Source organism: Streptomyces sp. NPDC127114, assembly GCF_042677525.1.
Lineage (GTDB): Bacteria > Actinomycetota > Actinomycetes > Streptomycetales > Streptomycetaceae > Streptomyces.
The window spans coordinates 274,743-297,253 of the sequence record NZ_JBHXTJ010000004.1 but is presented as its reverse complement, the minus strand read 5'-3'; the positions used below and the strand labels follow the sequence as shown (position 1 = coordinate 297,253).

8 protein-coding genes and 2 pseudogenes are annotated in these 22,511 nt (G+C 68.1%); 2 read left to right on the top strand and 8 right to left on the bottom strand.

The genetic code is table 11. The annotated features are described in order from the left end of the window. A pseudogene (locus ACFVGS_RS06835) lies at positions 1-915 on the top strand (hypothetical protein); the annotation flags it as partial. Positions 916-1,580: 665 nt separating this feature from the next. On the opposite strand, the gene ACFVGS_RS06830 reads toward ACFVGS_RS06835, so the two are convergent. Beyond that, on the bottom strand, positions 1,581-2,645 hold the full coding sequence (locus ACFVGS_RS06830) for a helix-hairpin-helix domain-containing protein (RefSeq protein ID WP_385691129.1): 1,065 nt from the start codon (positions 2,643-2,645) through the stop codon (positions 1,581-1,583). Continuing rightward, positions 2,642-6,085 carry a DNA polymerase III subunit alpha gene (locus ACFVGS_RS06825; RefSeq protein ID WP_385691127.1) on the bottom strand — a complete coding sequence of 1,148 codons (3,444 nt, stop codon included), beginning with the start codon at positions 6,083-6,085 and terminating at the stop codon, positions 2,642-2,644. Before ACFVGS_RS06825 ends, ACFVGS_RS06830 begins: the two co-directional genes overlap by 4 nt. Before the next feature lie 325 nt (positions 6,086-6,410). Between ACFVGS_RS06825 and ACFVGS_RS06820 the strand changes: the two genes are divergently transcribed. Continuing rightward, positions 6,411-7,157, top strand: a complete 747-nt coding sequence (locus ACFVGS_RS06820; protein WP_385691124.1) for an SOS response-associated peptidase — start codon at positions 6,411-6,413, stop codon at positions 7,155-7,157. A 547-nt stretch (positions 7,158-7,704) separates the two neighbouring features. Here the strand turns inward: ACFVGS_RS06820 and ACFVGS_RS06815 are convergent. The 6 genes and pseudogenes from ACFVGS_RS06815 to ACFVGS_RS06790 all read right to left on the bottom strand — a co-directional run bounded on the left by ACFVGS_RS06815 (position 7,705) and on the right by ACFVGS_RS06790 (position 22,376). Beyond that, positions 7,705-8,691 carry a hypothetical protein gene (locus tag ACFVGS_RS06815; RefSeq protein ID WP_385691122.1) on the bottom strand — a complete coding sequence of 329 codons (987 nt, stop codon included), beginning with the start codon at positions 8,689-8,691 and terminating at the stop codon, positions 7,705-7,707. A 322-nt stretch (positions 8,692-9,013) separates the two neighbouring features. Beyond that, a pseudogene (locus tag ACFVGS_RS06810) lies at positions 9,014-9,190 on the bottom strand (DUF6300 family protein); the annotation flags it as partial. A 10-nt stretch (positions 9,191-9,200) separates the two neighbouring features. Further along, positions 9,201-9,386 (bottom strand): hypothetical protein, encoded by a 186-nt coding sequence (locus ACFVGS_RS06805; RefSeq protein ID WP_385691119.1) that lies wholly within the window; start codon positions 9,384-9,386, stop codon positions 9,201-9,203. Positions 9,387-9,795: 409 nt separating this feature from the next. Continuing rightward, a complete protein-coding gene (locus ACFVGS_RS06800; protein ID WP_385691118.1) occupies positions 9,796-10,131 on the bottom strand; it encodes a hypothetical protein in 336 nt (111 codons plus the stop codon). A gap of 1,950 nt (positions 10,132-12,081) precedes the next feature. After that, on the bottom strand, positions 12,082-18,540 hold the full coding sequence (locus tag ACFVGS_RS06795; RefSeq protein ID WP_385691115.1) for an RHS repeat-associated core domain-containing protein: 6,459 nt from the start codon (positions 18,538-18,540) through the stop codon (positions 12,082-12,084). Between the two features lie 221 nt (positions 18,541-18,761). Next, a complete protein-coding gene (locus tag ACFVGS_RS06790; protein WP_385691113.1) occupies positions 18,762-22,376 on the bottom strand; it encodes a LamG domain-containing protein in 3,615 nt (1,204 codons plus the stop codon). Positions 22,377-22,511 lie beyond the last annotated feature (135 nt).

Genomic DNA, 22,511 nt, shown 5'->3' with positions numbered 1-22,511 from the left:
CCGTCGGGGACGGTCCGGCCGGACTCCTCGAACCTGAACGTGGCGGCCGGGCGCAACGTGCCGAACCATGTGAGCGTTCCGGTCGGCAAGGACGGGAAGGTCACCCTTTACAACCATGCCGGTTCGGTCGACCTGCTCGTGGACGTGTCCGGGTACTACACGCTCGCCAGCGACGGCGACCGGTTCAAGGCCGTGACGCCGTCCAGAGTGTTGAGCACCGTGGCCGGGATCGGCGTCCCAAAGGCCAAGGTGGGCGCTGGCAAGACCGTGAGCGTCCAGATCGCGGGCCGCGGTGGCGTGCCGTCGACTGGCGTGACGGCGCTGGTCATGAACGTGACCGCGACCAACCCGACCTCGTCGAGCTACGTCTCGGTGTACCCGTACGGCACGGCCCGACCAAACTCCTCGAACCTGAACGTGGTCGCCGGGCAGACGGTGGCCAACCTGGTCACCGTGCCCGTCAGGAACGGCAAGGTGACGCTTTACAACCACGGCGGCACCATCGACCTGATCGGTGACGTGACCGGCTACTTCACCAATACGCCCGGCCAGGGCGACCGCTTCAAGCCCCTGCCCCCCGCCCGGCTCGAAGACACCCGCGCACTCGGCGTGTCCGGCAAGCTCGGGGCGGCCGGCTGGGCCCTCCTGCCGATCCTCGGAAACGGCGGCGTACCGTCCACTGGCGTTACGGCGGTCGTCCTCAATGTGACCGGCACGGACGCGACCATGCCCACATGGCTGGCAGTCGGCCCCTACGGACCCGCCCGCCCCACGACCTCGAACCTCAACCTTCTGCCGAAGCAGACATTGTCGAACCAGGTCGTAGCGGGCATGAACGACGGGTACGTCTACATCTACAACAACGCCGGGGCAACCCACGAGATCACGGACGTGTTCGGCTACTACACCAAGTAGGCCATCCAGCCACGTGAAGAGGGGCGGCCGCCTGACATAAGGTGGCCGCCCCTCTCCTCGTACACCGTGTGCACCGCACCGTGAAGTACCAGCTGGTGCGTGGCGTCTCGCCCATCCGGTCCGCGGACAGCGCGGCGGCGGCCGGCAAAGTTGCATGCGGACAAGGGTTACGACTACGACCACGGCGGCGGTCGTACGGATGATCAGCGCGGGCCGGTACACGCTCGCGAGGAGCCGGGCCCGGCTGGGGCCGAAGCGCTGTTCGGCGAGGTGGAGGCTGAGCGAGCCGGAGGCGAGGCGGACCCAGCGGCCCTGGCCGAAGGCAAGCGCGAACCGTGCGGCAAGCACGGTGCCGAAGATGACACGGAACAGTTGGAGCCTGCCTGGGTCTGTGGGGTACTGGAAGCCAGGGCGAAGGCGTCAACGCTGGCTGCTGCCGTTGTACACCGTGACGCGTCGGCCGTCGGCTTCGATGTGACTCGAGATCCAGCTCGCCTGACGCATCCGTTCTGTCCGATATGCCTCCTCCCGGAGGTATCTCCAGTCCGCCGCTTCACGCGCGTCACGCATCTCTTGAGCTCGCTTGGCACACTGGCTGTGTCGGTGGCCGACAACTGCGGTCGCCACTGACACAAGCAAGCCGAGGAACGCGATTACCGTGCCGATCATTTTCCCACCATGCGGCCTGGTACCCCGTCGGGCCGGTAGCGGCGCTGGTGTTCCCAGGAGTGGCCGCGCTTTCGGTAGGCGGAGGCCGCGCCGGCGATGCCGGGGCCATACCGGGCCCGGGCGCGATCGAGCACGGCCTCCAGACGGTGTTGCTTGTCGTCACGGTCGTCGAGGGTGAGCTGGTGGGCAGCGTGCTCGGCGGGGCGCAGACGTTCGGCCCGTACGGCGAGTGCCCGGACGCGGGCTCGCTGGAGGCCGAGGCCTGTGAGGAGTTCGTGGGCAAGGCCGACGAGAGCGGAGGTGTGGGCGGTCGCCTCGGTGAGTGTGCGGGTGCGGGCGGTCTGGGTGCGGTCCGCGTACGTGACGGTGAGCGTGAGCGCCTGGGCGATCTCACCTGCCTCCCGCAGTCGGGCCCCGAGGTCCTCGACGAGGGCGAGAACGGTCCGATGGTGCCGGCCGGGATCGAGTTCGTCGCTCTCGAAGCGGTGGCTGGCGCTCATGGACTTCGGGGCGGCCGCCGGGACGACCGGCCGGTCGTCCCGGCCGTGGGCGAGCTCCTGGGCCTGACGGGCGGCCGGTGTGCCGAGGATCCGTTGCAGGGTGGCGAGCTGGGTGTCGGCGATGTCGCCGACGGTGGTGATGCCGTAGCGGGCGAGCGTGCGGGCGGTCTTCGGGCCGATCCCCGGGAGGGCAGCGGCCGGCTTCGGCCGCAGGAACGCGGCGATCTCATACGGGTCGTCGTGGACGATGGTGGCGGCGCCGGGCGGGGTGAGGTCGGCGGCCATTGCCGCGATCGACCGCGTCGGGCCCGCGCCCGCGCTCGACTGGACGCCGTGCAGGGCAAGCAGCCGCAGCCGGATGACGCCGACGAGGCCTTCAACGTCGCGGTCCCAGAACCGGAGGGCTCCGCTGAGGTCGACGTACGCGGACCAGTCCGCGGGCAGCGGCTCGATCCGCGGGCTGATGCCCTCGAGGACGGCGAGCAGCTGCTCGAAGAGCTTCTCGCTCCGTTCGGTGGGGTGGAAGTGGATGCGGACGATCGCCCGCGAACGCTGCGTCATCCGGCGCTCCCTTGAGAGCGATGTCCGAGGTGGGTGAGGTCGGCGGAGCGGGTGCCGGCGGGCTGGAGGTCGGCGTAGGGGTGGAGGCGGGCGCCAGCGGTGCCGTCCGGGATCGTCCGCGACGGCTGGGCAGGCGTCGGCGCTGGGGTGGCCTGGCCGAGGATGTCGAGAACGGCCTGCGGGCCGTGCGTGGCGCGGGCGGCGGCGAGTTCGTCGAGGTCCCACACCATTTCGCCGACGACGGTGCGGCGCGGGCCGCGGGCTTCGACGGTGCCGCGCACGAGCAGGAGTCCTTTGTGGAAGATCGTGTGGGCGCAGGCCTCGTGGGAGTCTTCGAAGAAGGCGAGGTCGACAAGGCCCGAGCCGTCCTCGAGGGTGACGAAGATGATCCGCTTGCCCGAGGCGATGGGCGGTGTCTGGGTGGATGCGCGGACGCCGGCGACGAGGACGCGCTGGCCGGGGTGCATCGCGCGGAGGTGGGCGGCGTCGGTGGCGCCGATCTCGCGCAGGAGTCGGTGGTGGTCCTCCATCAGGTGCCGTGTGACGTCGATCTTCAGGACGCCGAGCTCGGCCTCGAGCTTCTCGCGTGCTGTCATCTCCCGGAGCCCGGACGGGCCGGCGGTGACGAGGGTGGTGTCGAGCGGGAGCTGTCCGGCGCCGGGCCGGGTGCGGGTGTGCCGGTGGAGCTCGGCGGCCTGCAGGAGAAGGTCCCGCCGGGTCGCGTTCCCCTTGAGGGTGTCGAGGGCTCCGATCTGGATGAGGCGTTCGACGGTGGGCAGCTTGGGGTGGGAGCGGGCATAGAAGTCCTGCAGCGAGGTGTAGGGGGCTGCCTCGGCGATGCGGGCGACTTCGTCCTCGCTGATGCCCTTCACCGAGGAGAGGCTGATCCGCACGCCCCAGCCGGTGTCGGTCTTCTCCACGGTGTACTCCGGGCGGGAGGTGTTGATGTCGACGGGGAGGATGGGGACGTCGTGGCGGCGGGCGTCGGCAACGATCACGCGCAGCGGCCACATCCCGGGGTCGTGCTCCAGGAGACCTGCGTAGAGAGCGGCAGGGTGGTGGGCCTTGAGCCAGGCGGACTGCAAGGCGGGCACGGCGAACGCGACGGCGTGCGCGCGGCAGAACCCGTACGCGCCGAAGGAGCTGACGATGTCCCAGACGTCGTCGAGGACCTTGGTGGTGTGGCCGCGGGCACCGGCCTTCGCCCGGAACCATCTCTCGATCTTCGGGAGGCGGTCGGCGTCGCCCAGGCCGCGGCGGGCGACCTCGGCGAGTGCGCGGTCGCAGCCGGTCATGACCGCGAAGATGTCGATGATCTGCTCGTGCCAGATCGTCACCCCGTACGTGTCCCGCAGGACGGGCTCGAGGTCGGGGTGCGGGTAGGTGGGCGCGGCGCCGTGGCGGGCGGCGATATAGAGCGCGGGCATGCCGCCCTGAACCGGGCCCGGGCGGAACAGGCTGATGTCGGCGATGACATCCTGCGGGTCGCGGGGCTGAAGCCGGCCGACGAGGTCCTGCTGACCTGGAGACTCGAGCTGGAACATACCGACCGTGTCGGAGTTCTGGATGAGCGTGAAGGCGAACCGGTCGTCGAGCGGCACGTGGTCAGGGTTGTCGAGGTCGATCACACGGCCGGTGGTGCGGCGGATCTCGGCGACGGCGTGGGCCATGGCGGACTGCATCCGCACGCCGAGGACGTCGAGCTTGAGCAGGCCGAGGTCCTCGACGTCGTCCTTGTCCGCCTGCACCATCGGATACTCACCGCCCGGGGTCGGCTGCACCGGCAGCCGGTCCAGCAGGCTCACGTTGGAGAGGATGACGCCGCAGGGGTGCATCGCGATCCCGCGCGGCAGCTTGTCCAGGCCCTCGGCGAGCTCCCACAGCGGCCCGAACGACGCGGCCTCCGCCGCCAGACCGCGGAGTTCGGGGAGTTCGACGAGCGCCGCGCGGATCTCGCTGGCACGGAAGTGCGGGAACGACTTCGCAATCCGGTCCACGGTCGCCGGCGGCAGCCCGAGCGCGAGACCGGTGTCGCGCAGGGCGTGGCGGGCACGGTAGGTCTCGGGCATGCCGGTGACCGCGACCCGCTCCTTGCCGAAGCGTTCGATGATCCGGTCGTAGACCTCCAGGCGGCGCGCGGACTCGACGTCGATGTCGATGTCCGGGAGTGACGCCCGCCGCTCGCTGAGGAAGCGCTCGAAAAGCAGCCGGTGCTCGAGCGGATTCGCCGTGGCCACGAAAAGGGAGTGGTTGACCATGGAGCCGGCGCCCGAGCCGCGGGCGGCGACCCGAATCCCCATGTCCCGGGCGTCGGCAACGACCTGGGCAACCGCGAGGAAGTACGGCTCGTACTTCAGGCGGCCGATAATGCCGAGCTCGTAGTCGAGCTGATCCATCGCCCGCTCGTCCAGGTCCAGGCCGCGGGCGACCATCCCCGCCTCGCACCGCTGCCGCAGCAGCCGCATCGCCCCATCTGCAACCGGCTCCGCACCGACCACCTCGGGCTCGGGGAAATGTGGCACCCCGAGTCCGAGATCGGCGACAGGGTCGACGGCGCAGGCGTCGGCGACAGCGATCGTGTCGGCGACCAGCCGCCCGGCCCGGCGCGCGTCCGCGCCAGCCGCCGCTGCCACCCGCTCCGCGATCTCCAGCATCGCGGGCCCGTCCTTCAGCCACCGCTCGCCGCAGTCCAGGTGCCGCCGGTCGATCGGACGCAGCAGCCGCGCTGCGTCCAGCACGTCGGCGATCCGGTGCTGGGCCGCATCGGCGTACCGGACGGCGTTGGTAAGCACGGCCGGGATGCGGAGGCTGTCGGCGAGCTGAAGGGTGTGCGCAGCGAGGCGTACGGAGCCGGGGCCCGTGCCGGGCAGGCTCCAGCACACGACCTCCAGCCGCAGGCCTTCGCCGACGACCTGCCGCCACGGGGCGAGCAGCTGCTCGGCGACGTCCGGGCGGCCGGCGGCGAGCGCCCGCACCGGCTCGGACGCGGGCCCAAGCAGCACCACCAGGCCCTCGCCCCCGTACTCGGCGAGCGACTCCCACGAGGCCGCCACAGGGGCGCCGGTCGGGAAAGCGTCGGCGTGCGCGGCGGACACCATCCGGCACAGACGCCCCCACCCGGCGGCATCGCGCGCGAGGAAAGTGGCCCGGAAGGGGGCTTCGGCGACGTGCGCACCGCCGCGGACCGGTGTCCGGCGGCGCACCGTGGCCGCGGGGGCGTGGGCGGCGACGCCGAGGTCGACACCGAACACCGGCTTCACGCCGGCGGCCGTGGCGGCCTTCGCGAAGCGGACGGTGCCGGTGACCATGTCGCGGTCGGTCAGCGCCAGCGTTCCGATCCCGCGCTCGGCGGCCCGGGCCACGAGATCCTGCGGGTGCGAGGCGCCGTAGCGGGCCGAAAACCCACTACTGACGTGCAGGTGAGGAACCCCTCCACGCATGACACCCTCCGCCCAGATACCCCCAAAGCTGCATGAACCGCTCGGCTACACTTCGACTGTATCGAACATTAATTCGAACACGCGAGTCCCGGGGTGGATGAGTCCGGCCATCGAGGAACGCGGGTTCTAATCTGTCGGCACACGCTGCTCGCGCGGAGGACACCGCTCGTGGACACGAAGCCCGCAAGACCGGCTCCGCCGGCCCCGGTCTGCCCCACCAGTCAGGTCGGCCCGTGTGCCGAGTGCCAGCACCCGACCCACCGGTACGGCCCCGGCGGCCGGTGTCTGACCTCAGGACCCGCGCACGCCGTGGCACAGTGACCTCATGTGCGGCCGCTACACCTCCACCCGCAGTCCCCAGGACCTGACCCGGCGCTTCGAGGTCACCGACTGGCGCCCTGAGGAGACGCTGGCACCCAGCTGGAACGTCGCGCCGACCGACCAGGTCTACGCCGTCCTCGAGCGCGCCTCGCGCGACGAGGACGGCGGCGGCGAAGTGCGCCGGGAGCTGCGGACCCTGCGGTGGGGTCTGGTGCCGTCGTGGGCGAAGGACCCGAAGATCGGCTCCCGCATGATCAACGCCCGGGTCGAGACCGTGCACGAGAAGCCCGCCTTCCGCCGCGCGTTCGCCAAGCGGCGCTGCCTGCTGCCGGCCGACGGCTTCTACGAGTGGGATCCGGTGAAGGACGAGGCGACGGGCAGGACCCGCAAGCAGCCGTACTTCATCCACCCCGTCGACGGCCAGGTGATGGCCATGGCGGGTCTTTACGAGTACTGGCGCAACCCCGACGTCGCGAACGACGACGACCCCGACGCCTGGCTGACGACCTGCACGATCCTCACCACCGAGGCCACCGACGCGGCCGGCCGCATCCACCCCCGCATGCCGCTCGCCCTCGCCCCCGACCACTACGACGCCTGGCTCGACCCTCACCACCACAACACCGCCGACCTTCGCGCCCTGCTCACCCAACCCGCGGACGGCCGACTCGACGCCCGACCCGTCTCCACGGCCGTGAACAACGTCCGCAACAACGGCCCACACCTCCTCCACGAAGTCGCCAGACGCTGACGGCAATGCAGCCGGTCCACTCACTACCGGTCCCCTGGGGCGCGGTAGTGACGCCCAGCGCGCGAGGATCGAGCCGATACAGCCGGTCCGGGCACCTCGACGCTCACGCTGCTCGGCAGCTCGCCGGCCCGCCGAACACCACCGTCCTGCGAGCCGACCTCGGGACCCGGCCAATACACCCGCGTCCGCCGTCTTGGAGGAGCGGCACCGCCGGGTCAGGCGGACCTCCGGCGCCGGGACGGCGTGGTGGTCTTCTTCGCCGTCGTCTTCTTGGCTGGGACCTTCTTCGCGGCCGCCTTCAAGGCGGGGGTCTTCTCCTTCGGCGTGGGCATCTCGTGCACCGTGGCCGCCCGCCTCTGGTTTCACCGCGGGCCTCCTTCGCCTTGGCGACCGACGCCTGGAGGGCGGCCATAGGGTCGACCACCGGCGCCACCTCCGGCTCGCCACCCGCGCCCGGTGCGAGCCGGCGGTGCTCGGCCTTCGCCTCGATCACCTCATGCAGCGCGTCGGGCAGGGCGCGGACCGCTCTTCAGGGCTGGCCGTCCGGTCACTTGGGCAGCTCTGTATCGAAGAACTTGATCACCGAGGTGACCAGCATGAGGGCGTACACCGCGTTGATGCGCGAGTACTGGGTCCGGGACACGCCATGTGCGCTTGCGTGACGCCCGAAACTGCGCGGGATGGGGTCGCCGTTCTTCGGGTAGTACTTAGCGTGCGCGTACCAGACTGGGGCGAAGGTGCAGGCGACCTTGAACTTGTGGTCCTCCAGCTTGAACTTGATGCCCTTGGTCTTGAAGTCGTTCGTCGTGAGCTGGATGCGGACGGCCTGGTCAAAGTGGCGCTGGAGGAGAGAGTCGAGCAGGTTGGCGGACAATGCCTGGGCGGCGCTCGCGTGGCCAGCTCGTAGGGCACGCGCGGCTTCGAGGGCGAAGCTGCGAGCGTCCTGAACGTCCCGGTGCTCGACCTCTTCAAGTACCGCCTCGCAGTCGCTGGCGATGCCCTTCCACCGCCGGCCGATGATGCGGCGTCGGGCGATGGCATCCGTCGCATCCAGCAGGGCGCGTACCGTCTGTGGCCCGGGCACCCACATTAGAGGGATGCCCTCTTCGACCAGGAGCTTCTCTAGGTCGTCCGGATCAGGTATGTCGTGGCGCAGGTTCTCCGGGTAGAGCCTGTTGATGATGTCGCCGAGGGAGCCGAAGACGCTGTGCCATTGGGGCGGTCGGTAGGCCTCAGCCAGCGGCTTCACCGCCTGCCGAACCATGTCGTTGAAGCCCGTCAGGTCCGCCATCTGCCTGCGGAAGGTCTCCGCCATGGCATTCATCTGGATCAGCGGAGAATTAACCACAATCCGCGGAAGGACTGGACCGAACCTCACTGCTGCGGACTCGGCAAGCATCTTGCCGATCTGGGCGTTCTGGTTCCGCACATACTCCTGAAACGGCTTTAGGGCCATCTCGTAAAAACCTGAAATATCAACCGGCTCCGTCTGGCCCGCGTCCTTGAACTCACCAGACTCCCTGTCCTCAGCCATGGCCACATGCTCCCACGCTTTCATGTCCGCTTTGCAGGCAATTTGCCGTCCCAGCGGGCCAGCGAGCGCAGTACGTCGCTCGTAAAGTCAGGGAGCAAGGGCCGCCAGCGGCGGGGGTCGAGGCGCTCCGTCGGCGACGGGATGTTCCGCCGAAGGCCACAGCAGCCACGCTCACCGCCGAGACCGATGGGCTCCGCAGGTCAGGCCTGCCAGTACGAGCGCGGCGCCGGGCTCCTCGACCGCGACGAGGTGATGGTCTTTGCCGAGCAGTTCCCGGACGCGCGGCTGTGACATCTGCAAGCGATGGGGCAGCCACCAGGATGCCGGCGGCAGGCCTCGACGGGTCGCCCGAGTCGCAGACCGGGCGCAGCTCCAGACGGACAGGCTGGTCCCCGGCCTCGTCCTCGGGCACGACCACACTCATCACGAGGCCGCCTCGGCAGCGGGAGCACCGCGGAAGCCGGTCATCGTCCTCCGGTCTCCAGCCCCTTGCGGCGATCAGACTCAGGCTAAGCAGCCCGGCGCCGGGGCCGCCCGAGGAACGCCTCCACGGGGACGATCCGTACGTCCAAGGCGCCCGGCCGCGCCTCGTAGCTGGGCAGGTACTGCTCGGCGGAGGCCAGGTCGAAGGAGACGACCGACTCCCTCCGGCCGTCCCGGCCCTGCTGTATCCACGTGATCTTGAAATCCTGCACGTTGTGCTCCTTGGCGAGTGCTCAACTATCCGCCCGACGACTGCAGCGGCTGGCGGCCGCCGGGGTCCGGCCAGGCTGCCACGACGCACTGACAGCGCAGGATTAGCGGCTTTTCGGGCCGCGGACCGAAGGCAGCGCGCTGCTGCAGTGCGCGCGTAGCGCGCTCCATTTGCCCCGCAGGGGCGGGCCCGGCGCGAAGCGCCTTGAAGGGCCCGGCGCGAAGCGCCACGCCCGCAGGGCGGGAAAGCGGCCCGTGCCCGAAGGGCACTTCAAAGGGCCGTCCTTCCTTCTCTGGTCGCCCGTGGCCGAAGGCCACTTCAGGGGCGACCCGGCCCGCAGGGCCGTCGATTAACGCGCGTCGGCGCTTGGGAGTTCGATCTTGAACTCCCAAGCGCCTGCCTGTCGGCCATCAGGCCGGCCGGGCGCGTTGGCGTCGCATTGCCGCGTGGCGGTACCCGACACATGAGGCGAACGCTCCGCTGGCGATGTCCTCGTCAACCGCCTGCTGCAGCAGCTGCAGTGCCTGCGAGAGGGTCCTCACGTAGCCGAGGTGGCGCAGCCCGTTGTTGGCCAGGTAGAGGCTCACCTCGGTGAGTCCGTCCCGGTAGTACAGCGGGTCGAGGTCGAGTCGGCCGACCGGCACCAGCGAGCCGAACTCCTGTAGCCCCACGTCGCACATCACGTCCCGGACGTCCTCCATGCCGTCGGCGGTGTCGGGGTAGCCCTGCAGGGTGTAGTTCGTCATGACAGCCTCCCGCAAAGACCCCCGCGGGTGCGGGGTGTGGGGGAAGCAGGACACAGCGGCTTCGGGTGCTGAAGTCCCCGGTGCGCGAGCGACAGCGAGCAGGGGACTTCACTCCTGGCCGGTGCGCGAGCGACAGCGAGCAGGCCAGGAGCGGTCCGCGCTCGCGCGGACTGGATTGCGGTGAACGCGTCCGAAGGACGCCCGCAATCCACCCGCAGGGCCGCCTGCGGCCCGGAGGGCGGCACCCGCAGCCGCTGTGTCAGGCTGCCCCCACACCCCGCACCCGCGGGATCAACTTGAGGGGCTTTGCTGCGCCCAGTCCCCGGGGCGGGACCGCTTCTCTCGGATGCGGCGTACCTCGCTGCGCGCGACGCCATAAAGCCGGATCCGTTCGCGCAGCCGGTCCAACGGTTGCCTGGCTGACGATCACGAGGTTGCGGCCGAACTTGTCACGTAGGCCGGCCGCGACAGACGACTTGCCCGAGGGCCGCCCGTTCGGACGCCGACGTCCGCGACGCGCGCATGTCCGCGTTACCCGCCACCGCAGCGCAGGCCGCGGCGCTGGCGCGGGCGCCTTCGCCTGGCTCCGTACGAGCCCGAGGCCCCGCAAAAGCCACCCCGCGGCGCCTTGCTCAGCTCAACAGATGTGCGTAGAGCAGCGATTATCCCCCTACCCAAAGAGGGGATAATCGCTCCTCATCTACCCTGGATAGACGGACGCGGGACCTGATGCCCCTACGCTCGTCGGCCACTATTCAATTGCAGTGAAATCTGGTACGCCTTCTAGCGCATTGGGGTCACGGAACGAGTAGAACTCACCTGCATCCGTATCCCCGACCCGAGAAACCCTGATGCCATACAGGCAAGTATTGCACCAGAAGAGCGCGTAACCAATCCGCTCAACCTCATCCCCGATATACCGCAGGCTAAGGTCCTCAGCCTGACAGTTCGAACACGCAGCGGAAGACTTGCCTACGAAATGCACCAAAGCGGAGATCCACAGGTCCCTTTTGTTCCTCTTCCTCAAGGCTGCTGCCCTCTCCAGCTCGTAGCCGCTTGCGGTGGCTGCGTCGACGAGCACCGCGGCGTTCGCAGCTCGCGGGCTCTCTTCGGGCGGCAAGAGGCCCCGTCCGCCCCACGAAGAGACGGACGGGGCCTGAGGTCACGGACGGTAGGACGGGTTCTCCATCCGGTTGCCAGTGAGCACTCCGTCGAGGCCCACCTCCCAGGCTCGGATGACAGCCTCAGGAGGCACGGCCCCGTCGAGATCCTGGACCCTCCGGGCGTCTAGCTCGTAGACCCAGCCTCCCGGGTGCGCCTTGGCTTCCTCCACGAGCGCGGGCGGAGCGTCCGTGGCAGGGTTTGCACCTGGTCCGCCTTGCGCGCCCTGTCGACGGCGCCGAAGGAATCCCATCTATCGTCGCCCTCTCACTACTCGTTCCCAGGAAGTGAAGCCGTCGGCGTCCTCACAGGGCCGCCAAAAGACGGGGCCCTTCACCCGTTCCTCGATCGCTTTGACCCATCTGATGGGGTTGACCAGTGCCAGGATAGACGCCCAGGAGGACGCGAAACGCGCCTCCCAAGCCTGCTCCTGCGCCTCCACCGGTACCACCGCCTCCGACCCTGCGGGAGCCAGCAGCGGCACGATGTCCCGTCCGGTGGCCGGGCGTAGCCGGGGAACGAGGTGGATCACCTCGGCTCCTGCCGCAGCAGCCGTCGGGGACGGGCGAGCGTTCGCCCGCGCGCCGTTGCAGCAGAGAAGGAGACCCTCCTCGTCCAAGTGCCGGCGCGCGGACTTCAATGCCTCGAAGAGATCCGTCCCTTCGCCACGGGCCCGGGACCGGTCATCCACGACGACCTCGACGGTCCACGGCGGCTCGGAAGAGAATCGGACCACGCAGGTATGCTGCCCCCCTTCTCCAGAGGTGGCCTGAAGCCTCACTTTCTGCACTACGGGATCCCCCTGTAATTGGGATTGGCGATGTACTGGTCAGTCGGCATGCCCCAGGAATAATACCGGGCTCCGGCGATGTGGTCTCCCGGGATGCCTCCGGGGAACACGACCTCCTTTTCCGCACGGAATACGTAGCTCCATCCGAGCGCCTTGTTCATGCTGATTCCGGCACCGGGGTGCGGAATCTCGTAGACCCAGGTGGAACCCTTCGCCTTCTGAGGGAACATGGCCCCGATGCTGCGCCGGGTGCTCGTGCCGACCCACGCGGAACTCGTGTTGTACTTCCCGTAGGTCAGGAGGTCGCGATTAGTGCCGCCCCGCGGTGAGAATCCCTCCCCGAAGACCTCGGACGGTACTCGGTTGTCGCCCCGGTACACCACATGAGGGAACACCACTGCGGTCCGCGATCCACTGATTTCAGGGAAGAAGTCGAAACGTGTTCCGGCACTCAGTGCCGAGCCAGCCCGCATGGGCGGAACGGCTCCGGCGATGATTCCGCCGTGATCGACTCCCATCTCGAAGCTGGCCGAAGTCAGATCAGCACCGTTGTCGGCGAACTCCTTGGCGGTCGCTTCACCTGCACATTCGACAGATCCGAAGAGCTTGAACAGATTACAGCCGAAGGTGAGCGTCTCCACTACTCCGGTGACGATCCCTGCACCATAGTCGACGTCATCACCCTCTGGCTGATTGGTCCGCTTACTCGTGCACTTAAATCGGTTGCAGGACACGTCTGTGTGTGCCGGCTTATTTGTGGTTTTGCCGTCAGACCCCGTCACTGCAACGATCGAATTTCCGGGGTACGTACCGTACTTGCTGGTACTTGGCGTGCAAGAGTTTCCGAAAGCACCGCAGAACTCTCGCAGGCCGGTCGGGTCCGAAGTTGTCGTGGGGTGCTGGTTCGCGTAGCTGTAGCCGTTGAGTGACTGGTGCTGGTCGGTGGAGAGCAGTGGGTCGACGCTGATGAACTGACCGATGGTCGGATCGTATTGACGGGCACCGACGTGCGTGAGGCCTGTGGTCTTGTCGGCCGTCTTGTTCAGGAAACCCTTGTCCGTCGGCCAGGTGCCGATGGACCCGCCACGCTCGGCGCCGAAGGGCGTCATGTAGCGCTTGGTGATCTGCTGGGTGGCGTCCGAGGTGACCGCGAGGCTTTGGGTTCCATGGTGGTCACCGGCCAGGTACTGGACCTTCGTGGAACCGGACTGGTTGCTGCGGACCGCGATTGCGGTTCCGCCTCCTGCATAGGTGCGCTGGGCCCACTTCGTGCCGTCGTCCCGAAGGTGGAGTTCGGTGGCCCCTGCGTACAGAATGCGCTCGCCGTCCTTGGTGTCGCGGATGAGCAGACCACCGTCGGCGTCATAGAGGTAGTCCGTGACCTTGGTGCCCTCCGTAAGTGTGGAGAGACGGCCCTCGTCCGACCACTTCAGGTCCTGCTGCCCCGTCGCACCCGGTCGCTTCGTGGTGTTGCCAGCTGCGTCGTAGTCGTAGACCTTGTCCTTCGCCGGGTCAGCTGCGGCCATGCAGTCTACGTCCGTGCGGGTCGAGGTGTACCGCAGTGCGTGCCGCTGCATGGCCGGGTCGTAGCAGTACGTGGTCGTACTGTCCCCGCTCGCCGCGTGCTGCGTCTCCAGCTGTCGCTGACCGCCCTGGTTGTAGGTGTACGACGTCCAGTACGCGGCCGGTCCGCCGAGCGTGCCAGCGGAACGGGTGTCCGAGCAGTTCTGCGACTCGGGAGTCCATGCCTCCGTCAGACGGCGGTGACCGTCGTAGGCGAAGCACTGACTTTCCGCCTTGCCGGTTCCGCCTAGGGTCGTTGGGTCGCCGATCGAGAGGACGTTGCCGGCCTGGTCGAAGGTGTAGGTGAGGTCCTGCAGCATGTACGGATGCGTCTGGTCCGTGACATTGCTGCGGGTCAGCCGCTTGGTCCCTCGCTCGTAGAAGTTGGTGACGTAGACGTTGCGGTCGCCGGTGCCTCCCAGGCCCAGGGTCATCTGCTGGACCTGGCCCAGTGCCGAGTAGTCGGCGTACTGCAGGTAGCCGGAGAGACCCTTCACGGACGTGAGCTGCCCCACCGAGCCGTAACCGTATTGAATGATTTCGGACGGCAGTCCGCCCAGTGCCGGCTCGCTCGTGCTTCCGACCGTCCCGTCGAGGCGGTAGCTGGTCGTGAAGGCGAGCTTCCCGTTCGGAACGGACGTATACAGATCGTCCGTGGCGGCCAGGGTCAGCTCGGTGCTTGTCGGGCGGCTGAGCGTGTCGTAGCCCGTGACGGTCTTCGTGTACGCCTTCGAGTCCGCCTGACCCTTGCCTCCCACATAGCGGGTGGAGGTGGCGGGCTGTCCCTTCAGGGGTGTGTCGTACGTACGCTCCGTCAGGAGTGTCTGGTCCGACATGGTGCCGGCCCAGGTGAAGGTGGGGCGGTCGATCTGGTCGTACGCGGACAGGACGGTCTTGCCGCCAGTGGTCGTCTTCGTGACACGGTCCATCGCGTCGTACTCTGACGCGGTCGTGCCCTTGTCAGGGTCGGTCGCTGTCTTCTGACGGCCGTACTGGTCGTAGGTGTAGGACCACACGGCGCTGTCCGGGCCGGTGATCTTCGTCTGTATGCCGTCCAGCGTGTACTCGAACTTCGTCGAGGTGTAGGCGGTGCCGAGAGTCGCCCCATACTGCATGTCGGTGGGGCTGGTACCCGCGTACTCGCGTGTCTCGACAGTCTGGCCACGCGCATCGACGATGGTACGGCCGGCCGTGCCGCCGTCCACCGCCGTGGTGGCGGTCGAGTCACCGGTGTAGGTGGTCCTCGTCGTCCACTTCTCGACGCCGCCGATGAGCAGGGTGCTCGATGTCTGCCTCTCCGCGCCGTCGAAGTCGATTGCGGTCTGCGTGGGTGCCGCACCGTACGCAACGCGCATGTACGTGCCGTTCGGCGTGCTTCCGCTGTCGAAGATGTCAGCATGCGTCTCGTACGCCAGACCCCGGCTGTCGTAGCGGGTGTCCGTCAGCAGCCGTCCGCCCTGCGGCGTCGGCGACTGCGTCTGGAGCGGCCGCAGGAGCGCGTCATAGATGGCGTAGCTGGTGTTGTACGTCGCTCCGTCGGCCTTGAGAGTCGAGGTCGAGACCCAGGACTGCTTGGTGTTGCTGAGCGTGTACTGGAAGGTGGTGTTGGGTGACTCGCTGCCCCGGATGCGGTTGGGAAGCCAGACGTCGGTCAGACGACCCAGAGCGTCGTAGGCGAGCTCGGTCTTCTTCAGGTTGGGGTCGAAGGTGCTCACCGTGAGCCCGCGCCTTGGGTCGAAATAGTTGAAGACCTTGTGAGTCGCGGCGTTGGTGACGAGCGTTCTGGTCAGCGGACCTGCCTCCGCCGGCGTGTATGTCGTCGTCGTCAACTTCCCGTCGGCATTGCTGACCACCGTCGGCCGGCCGAGTATGTCGTACGAGGTCGACGCGATCTTCTGCCACTTAATCGGGGTGCCGTAGGTCTCGGCCCGACCGGTCCAGGTGGCAACTCCCTTGGTGGGCTTCATCGTGTCGGACCAGGTCAGGTCGTCGTACGCCGTCGCCTTGTCCGACAGGACGTTGCCACGGGTGCCGTCGGCATTCTGCAGCTTCAGATCCGCCTCGGCGAACGTGCAGTCACCTGCCACGGTCCGTACGCGCGAGACGAGACTCGTGAGCCCCAGGTCATCGTTGTCGGCATACCAGGTCTGGGTGCAGGTCTCGTCACCCTCCTTGGAAAGGTCGCCGTTGTCGACGACCTTGACGGCACGTCCCTTGGCGTCGAAGGAGATGGTCTCCTTGTCGCTGGACCGCCATCTCTGTGCCGCGGTGAGGTAGGTGTATGAGGTGGTCTTCTTCGTCCGGACGAAGCGGGCCACGTGATCGCCTGAATCGGGCACGCCGCTTTGGCGTGCGGTCTCCTTCGACCACGGGTCGTCGGCGCTGGCCGAGATCGGGGTCGCGCCGTCGTAGGTGACCTGCTCGCGGAGGGTTCCGCTGTACTGGTCGCTGTCCGCGAGCGTGGCGAGGCCGATCGACGGCTGGGCGAGCGGTGCGATCGAGACGGATTTGGTGGTGCCGTCCTTGTTCGGGTCGCCGTCCATGCCCTGCATGTACAGGGAGACGGTCTTGGACCGGACCGGGGCGTTGTGGGAACCCTTGTAGACGGTGACCTCTCGGTAGCCGCGCCAGTCGGACCAGGTGCGCTCGTCCTTAGGGGTGAAGGGGTCGTTGCTATGGTGCCAAGCGGCGTCGCTGTAGACGTACTCGTTTTCAACGCCGTCGTTCTGGCCCGCCGGGTCGGTGGTGACGACGCCGAGAACGCGGTACTTGTGGAACCAGTCGACCGAGGCGTCCGGCGATCCGTTGATGTTCCAGTACTGCGGGTAGCAGTTTCGGGTGTTGGAGTCCTGCGGCGCCGTGAGGACCTGGCTGCGGACGCATTCCTGGGCGGAGAGCGTCACCGTCGTGATGGCACCGGTCTCCGCTGTGACCGTGGAGATGCGTGGGCGGGTCAACGGCAGGATGTCATCGGTGCCGTCCACGCGGTTCGGGCGCAGCTGGTAGGTGAACGAGATCGGATCCATCTGGATCGCGGTGGTCCCGGCCTTGGCGGTGCGGATGATCGACTTCAACGTCAGGACCTGGTCCGACGTATCGCCGATGTCGCCGCCGTCCAGGTAGGCCTGGGTGAACTTCCACGAGTCGACTGGGTCGTATGCGCTCGTCGAGGTCTTCCAGGACCAGGTGTCGATTCCGGTGAGTCGCTTGCGGCTGAAGAACGACGGGGACTGCGAAAGGCACTCCGTGGAGTCCTGGGCGCAGATCGCGTCGAACGGGACGTCAGGCCAGTTCTCCGCGGTGTCCTTCGTCAGGGAAGTGCAGTCCGCGGCGGTGCACCGTTCCGCGTAGCCGAAGGTGACTTTCGCGTCGGCATTGTCCGTGAACAGGCTCCCGTTCGCGTCCTTGCGCAAACCGTATTGGATCTCCGTCAGGTAGCCGCCACGGGTGTACTCGGCGTCGGCCTTCGTTGCCTTGTTCTTCTTGTAGTAGTTGGATTCCTTCGCGTACCAGTACGTGGCCGCGTTGCCGCGGGTGTCCTCGACGTAGTCGAGGTTCCACCGCCACGCCTGAAGCGCGGAGCGTTCGGCGAACGTGCTGCCCTTGTCGTATCCGGGCTCGCCCGCGTCGTCGCCGAACACGGGAACGGTCCAGCTGGAGTTGGTGCGCTGGGTGGTGGCGCCGTCGAGTTTGTTCAGGCCGAAGACGTACTTCGTGCCCTCGCCAGTGACGACCGTCCAGTACTCGCCGTTGTCGTCGTCGTTTTCTGCCCCGGTGGAGCGAGTCACCTTGGAGGCGTCGTCGTTGTCCAGGCGCCAGGTGGTGTCGGAGACCTTCACGAGCCGGGATGACTTGCCATTGAGGACGAGACGGGCGTTGTCGTACTTCCAGCAGCGGTCGGAGACATCGGTCTGGCCGTCGTCGTCGCAGCTGCCATAGGCACGTTCGATGTAGGACTCGGTCAGGGAGAAGCCCTCACCGACCGACGTGCCCTGGTTGTTCGTGGTGGCGGTGCGCCCGTCGACGCTTCCGGAATCGTAAGAGAGCTTGAGCGAGGGAGTCGGGCCGGCCGCGGCAGGCGGCATCGTCAAGCCGTACGACCAGGTGAACGAACCGGAATTGCCGCCGGCCGACCAGGAGGACGACGACGCCAGCGGGGTCGCCCCGTAATCTCCCGTCCCCTTCGCCGACTGGCCGCCGCTGCCCGAACCGGTGAGCGCGAGGACCGTCGGCCCCGACGTGCTGGCGCCGAGCTGGGTCGCGATGCCGGCGTCGATCTTGGCCACCGGCACGTCGGCGGTGACGGTCTGCTTGTCGATGTCGTTGCGCGAGCCGAGCGGAGTCTGCGTCCTGCACTCGGTCTTCCGCGGCGTCGTCAGCGCGCACGCCGGGAGCTGGACGAGCTGCAGGCGGCCCGACCAGCCGCCGCCGACGGCGGAGGCGAATGCCTTGTAGTCGACGCTGATCCGGGCCTTGCCCGCATTCTCGGCTCCCGCTGTCAGCACGACACCAGTGATCCCGAGCTTGCCCACGGTCGGCTGGTCCAGGACTGTGACCGCGGCGTCGGTTCCGGGCCGCAGCCCGGTCTTGCCGGGCGAGGCGATGACGCTGACCGGAAGGCCGCCGGGAGCGGCTGTCTGCGCCTTGTTCAGGGCCAGGTCCAGGTTCGCGGTGCCGGCCTTGGGCCAGGCCGCGTGCTTCTGCTCGGCATGGGCCCGCTGTGCCTGGAGGCTGTTGTCCCGCCGGTCTTTCGCTACCTGCTGGCGGGCCTTGTTGGTCGCCGGGCCGTTGAACGGCTTGACCTTGGTGATCTGCTGCGCCGGCAGTTCCGGTCGCCCGAGCCCGCCCTTGCCATCGGCCGCCGCGACCGGTGTGAGTCCGATCGGGACCGACAAGGCGGCAGCCAAGGGCAGTACGACGAGCGAGCGTCGGCGTCGCTTTCGCACGGTGCCCGGCGATATGCCGGATCTACTTCTTCCGAATATCACAGATACTCTTCCCACTCATTGTGGTGAATCGGAATGGAAACATTCCGGTGCCGCCTCACGCGGCGCCGGTGTGCAAATCGGGTGGCACCGCACAAGCGGTGCCACCCGATCGGTTCATGGGCGCGAGGTCACGAAGCCAGCTGGTCCAGGAGCTGGTTGTCGTCGCCCATCGCGCCGGCCCACACTCGCACCTGCGAGAGAGTGGCCGGCAGATAGTTCGTCGACGCCCCGCCGGTCATCGCCTTGCCAAGAGTGAACTGGTCCGTCCCAGCCGCAACCGGCGGGACCGCGCTCGACGGCAGGTCGGCTGTGACGGTTTCGTCTCCCCGCTTCAGCGAGATCTTCATCGTCCGTGCGTCGAAGATGGCGATCACACCAACCGCCGTCGGGCCCGTCTGAGAAGCACTCAACTGCGCCGTCTGAGAGGTACCGTCCGCATTGAATCGGGTGAACTGCCAGACTCCAACCGGAACCTCATTTCCAGGGGCCATCGGATCGTCGGGGTCGGGCAGATTCTCCGTGCTCGTCACCTTGTACGACAGGCTCCAGGACGAACCGTTCGCAGCGCGCTGCCCCGCCACCCGCCCCACATAGCCGACGCCCTTCGCCAGAAGCGCCGAGGGGTTCAGGGCGACATCTGCCGCAACGGTGAACGAGCCGGTGTCGTCAACGAGCGGACGGCTGGACGTGGCCGCGTCATTGGCCCCGTCGAGCACGATGCCTTCGGTCGTGATCGCGGGCTGTCCCTCCAGTCCGAGAGCCTGTCCGTAGCCGGAGGCGTCCGCCGCCGTGGTTCCGCTGACACCGGAGGCCGACCAGTCGGCGACGAGCTCGCCAGCCTGGTAGCCGCTGCCCGGGAGAGCCAGCTGGGATTCATTCAGGAGCTCTCGTTCCCCGAGGGCTCGCTGCCACACGGCGACCTCATCGATCTGCCCCTTCCAGTAGTCGCCGTACGCCCCACGCCACCAGGAACGGCCGATCTGGAACGGCCCCGCGGACGCCCACGACGGAGCCACCGTGCGCGAGCCCTGCAGCTTGCCGTTCACGAAGAGCGAGATCTTGCTGTTCGACGCGCTGTAGGTAGCGGCCAGGTGCGTCCAGGCGCCGAGAACAGCAGGGCGCGTCGCCCTGACGATCTGATTGCTGATGTCGCCGTCCGTGGCGTCCTTGGGAGAGGTACGCAGCTCCCAGGTCTTCGAATCTGCACGGTAGCCGAGGTAGAACGCGCTGTACCAGCCGTCCTGCGTCGTGCGCGGGTCCTGCGAGAGAGCGGTGTAGTTGGCGTCCCCGGCATCGAGGCGGACCCAGGCGGAGACGGTGTACGACGCGTCCGTGTGCGCCACCAGCTCTTGCGTCGAGGCGTAGCCGGTTGCGCCTGCGAGGGTGAGGCCCTTGTCGAAGACCTTCGGGTCGGCCGTGGCGTTCAGAAGGCCTCGCCGACCACGATCGTCACGGGCGGCCGCTGTGCTGCTGAGGGTCACATGTGCGGCGGGGTCTGCCGGAGCGCTGTCCAGGGCGTCGCCGGTCGCTTCGTCGAAGTGCCACAGGGCGACGGGACCGGGGCCCTTGTCCACGTTGAATTCTGCGGAGGACTCGGTGCCGGGCCGGTTGAGGGTGTCGACGGCACGCACGCGCAGCGTGTACTTGCCATCGATCGGGGGCGTGATGGTGGCCTTCGTTGCTCCGTCCGCCAGTCGCGTCCACGCAGACGAGTCGGAACTCGCTTCGGGCGCCGACAGGTAGTACTCGTAGTACTTGACGGCGGAGTCGGTTCCACCGGGCCCAAAGGTGAAGGTGCCCGCGACCTCAGGGCCGCCCTGCGGCGGGCACTCATTGGCCTGGCACACGGTGTACGTGCCGTCCGAGGTGATGGTCGGCGGCTTGGGGCCTGCACGGTCCACCGTGAAGTAGCACCAGTTGCTGTAGCCGGACGACTGCGAGTAGGTGCCGTCGTCGTAGAACACCTGGGTCAGGGACGCGACCCGTCGCAGGATCCCATCCTCCGCCACCGGAAACGCGGTGGGCCAGGACGCCGTCTGCTTGATGTTGTCCCCGACGAAGTTCGTGCCCGTGGGGCTGCTGATGCCCGAGCCGGTCCAGGTCACGCCGTCCGCGCCCAGGGTCTCGATGCGCCACCACACGTGGAGCTTGGCGCCGGCCTCGCCGCCCGCCGCGGTCTGCGGGGTCGAGGTCAGGGTGGGCGTCGGGTCGTCGACGACCGTGGGCGTGTTCTTGTTGGTGGCGCACGCCGGGCTCGAGCCGCTCATGATCTTCACGTCGGTCGGCACGGCCGGAAGCGCAACGTAGTTCACGGCCAGCACGGCGTCGTTCTTGAACCGCTTCCAGGCCGACGTGTCCGCCTCGTCGTGGGCGCGGACCTCGAGCGTCAGCCGCGAGAACTTGCCCGCAGCAAAGTCGCGGACGGTCGGGGTGAGGTTCTCGTTGGTCTCTTCCGGGTTGTCGTTGAATTCGATCGGCGCGTCCGGGGAATTCGGGTCACACAGCGAGCCGCGCCCGGCGGACACCCAACGGTCGACCATCCAGTCCAGCTCGGCGGGACGGCTGGACCAGGTCGTCGACGAGGAGATGTTGTTCGTGCGGACGAGGTCGACCCAGCGTGGATCACACTGAAAAGCCCACGGCTCGGTCACCCGGAACGTCGCATCCAGGATCTTCTTCCCGCGCAGTGATTCCGGCCCGAACTCGAAGTACAGCTTCTGGACGTATCCCGGGCCGCAGTAGTAGCCGTTCCACGAGCCGCACTTGCCCGCGCCCTGACCGGTGCCGTCGCCGTTGCCCCAGCCGTACGACTCGTAGCCGTCGGACCTCAGCAACGTTCGCTCGGACTCGCCCCAGGTGACGGTGGGGTCGATGAACAGGGGGTAGGCATCCGAGGCGGTGCCGGTCAGCATGTCCGCGTTCGGGACGACCGACAGGCTGTCCTGGGTGACGCTGACGTCCATGCGAGAGATGTTGTCGCCCTGGCCCGGCTCCAGGCCGGTGCCGGAGGCCGCCTGCTCGGACGGGTCGCCGGCAGGCGGCTGCACGTCGTCGGTGGCGAGGGTGGTCCGGAGCATCTGCGGAGCCGTGCCGGATGTGGCGCTGGGCTCAGCGGTGGGTTCGGTGGACGCCTTGCCGGCGGAGTCCCACATCTGGGCCGGCGGGGACCGGAACACCGTGTTGCCGTTGCCGTCGACGGCGGCCAGGTTGCCAGCTGCGCCCTTGCGGACGGACAGGCCGTCCGTCTTCAGGTCGAATGTGAGCTCCTTGAGCGCCGGGTTCGTGGCCGCCTCGGGCGTCTTGACGACGAGGACCTGCTGGAAGCTCTCGACGGTGGCCGTCACCTTGAGGTCGACGTCCGGCAGCACGTTGCGGTAGACCGCGTTCGCCCCGTCGAGCTCGGGCGCCGGAAGGTCGCCCTTCCAGTCCAGCTCGAGCGAGCGCCCCTGATCAGAGATCTTGACCAGCGGTGCCTTGTCTGACCCGTCCGAGAAGGACATCTGCGCCGAAGCCGCCTTCGGCCCGACGGTCCCGTCCGCGCGGCGTTCCAGCGTGGCATCCGGAGCCTGCCATCCGCCGCCGGGAGTGGCGACGCGCACCGGCACCGTGTGCTGCTCCAGTGTGAAGGTGAAACCGTCGGGATTCGCGAACACCGAGGTCCGCTCCCCACGCTCGCCCTCAACCTCGACGCGCTGACCGGTCTCCTTGGCCTCTTCGAGCGCCTGATGCGCCTCGTCGAGCACGGGCGAATCCACGGCCGGCACAGCCGCGTGGGCCGCCGGAACCGGAAGCACCACGCCCGCGGCCATAGCTGACAGGGCGACCACGGCGCTTCGGGCACGCTGAAGCGCCCACTGTCTCTTCACAATCCCCACCCC